This window comes from Propioniciclava sp. MC1683 (genome assembly GCF_014164675.1).
Classification (GTDB): domain Bacteria; phylum Actinomycetota; class Actinomycetes; order Propionibacteriales; family Propionibacteriaceae; genus Propioniciclava.
This window is the reverse complement of the sequence record NZ_JACJFX010000085.1, coordinates 1-1,878: the sequence shown is the minus strand read 5'-3', so window position 1 is coordinate 1,878 and position 1,878 is coordinate 1. Positions and strand designations below refer to the sequence as shown.

The window sequence follows — 1,878 nt, the reverse complement described above, 5'->3', positions numbered from 1 at the left end:
GTGTGGCAGACTCGCACTACGAGTGCTCCTGTCAAGCAGCTGGAACGGAACCTAAGCAGTCCTATCCTTGCTTGTCACAGGAGCATTCGCCATCAGACCCGCCCTACAGCATCGGCGGATCGAGGCTCAGAGCAGAGGTCACCACATCCGACCTCATCGTCCTTCAAGGAGAAATCCCCATCGACGGCCTCAGCCGAGCCATCGAACTCGCAAACCACCGCGTCGTCCTCAACCTGGCACCAGTCGTAGACCTGCCCAGCTACCTGCTCAGCAGAGCTGACCCACTCATCGTCAACGAGCACGAAGGCAGACTCGCCCTCGGCGTCATGACCGGAACCGATCCCGACGCATCCCTGAGCGACGAGGACGTACTCCAGCGCCTGATCGAGCACGGGGTTCGCTCCGTCATCATGACGCGAGGGGAACAAGGAGCCCTGGTTGCCGACCGCGACGGGCTTGCGGCGGTCCCAAGCCCTAAAGTCAAAGTCGTCGACACCACTGGAGCAGGGGACGCGTTCGTGGGCGCAACCGTTGCAGCTTTGGCCGAGGGAAGCACCCTCATCGATGCGGCCCGATTCGCTGCCCGCGTTGGCGCCTACGCCTGCACCGGACGCGGCGCACAACCCTCCTACCCCGACTCTGCATCACCCCTGCCAGACCAGAGGCAAGGAGCACTCTGAAGTCCAACCAGCCATTGAACCGGCTCTTCACAGAGGACGGTGGAAGGAGGCGGGTGACGCACCCGGGGACTTCTTGGACCGCTGCTGACCTGATGCGGGACCGTTCAAGCTGAGCGATCGACGCTCACTCCATCGGCTTGACCTTGGTCTCGATGAAGGCGATCTCGTCGGCATCGAGCGCGTACTTGGCGTACAGCTGCTGGTCGATCTCTGGTATCGGCCGTGACCAGTCGATGTCGGAGTCGTCGGAGAAGTCTTGGTTCGGGACGTGCTTCCACGTCGCTGCGGGATTGTGCTGAGTGACCTTCAGGACTCCGAGCATCGTCCGGGCGAACTTCGACTTGAGATACTTGAGGCACGCCAGCGCTTCGGGCTCGGCCTCGAAGGAGCCGATGGTGAGGAAGGTCTGAGTCACTCCTACTCCTGGTGCGAGCACTGTGGGGTTGTTCAGCGCCACACCGAAGAAGTCCGTGGTCGACCCCGATCCATTTGCGGCAGGAACTGCGACCTTGTGCCGGGTGAAGCTCTCTGGACCCGAAACGTATTCGCGCCTGATCCAGCGGAAGTGACGTCGGTTCTTGATGATCCCGAGAAGGGCGACATGGTCCCCCGTCGGCGGCTCTTCGTCCGAGTACAGGAATGCGAACTGCTCAAAGGCATTGGTGTTGATCAGAGCCGCGTTACCCTCCGGGCGCAGTTCCAGCGCGTCTGGATGGTCCTCATACAGCTTGCTGGTGTACCGGTAGGAGCGTGAACTCGTGATTCCGATGGTCTCCAAGGGCGACCCTCCGGCTCCTTCGACCTTGCTCAGGATCGTGGCGAGCTCGGGGTGTTTGGCGTAGGAGCCGATCGGTCCGATGACGGTGGCTGCGTCGCGATAGGTCACGGCAATGCCGCCTTTGATCGGGTCGGCGAGGCCCGGGAACAATCTGTTGGAGTCGGCCTCGTAGTGGGCAACGCGTAGATGCGGGTCGGCCAGCATCTTCTCGTTCCAGGACTTGGGTGTGAAGCCAGCATTGAAGAGGAAGCGCGCCGGGGTGATCAGCACAGCCTTTTGGCTGACTTGGTATGGAGCAATGATCAGAACCTGTGGATGGCTCTCGGCGAGGTGACGTGAAACGGGCGTACCTCCCGAGCAAGATCGAAGCCCATGCAAGTTCTGATCAGGGTCGGCGTTGGCGCGCCGGCTCGGGAAGGT

The 1,878-nt window shown here is 61.8% G+C and carries 2 protein-coding genes; one reads left to right on the top strand and one right to left on the bottom strand.

Annotation, left to right across the window (positions count from 1 at the left end; genetic code table 11):
* Positions 1-680, top strand: a 680-nt coding sequence (locus tag H5397_RS17305; protein ID WP_220492398.1) for a PfkB family carbohydrate kinase, incomplete at its 5' end; no start/stop codon positions are given.
* A gap of 124 nt (positions 681-804) precedes the next feature.
* Here H5397_RS17305 and H5397_RS17300 read toward each other — a convergent pair.
* On the bottom strand, positions 805-1,878 hold a 1,074-nt coding region (locus H5397_RS17300; RefSeq protein ID WP_309224401.1), incomplete at its 5' end, for an Eco57I restriction-modification methylase domain-containing protein.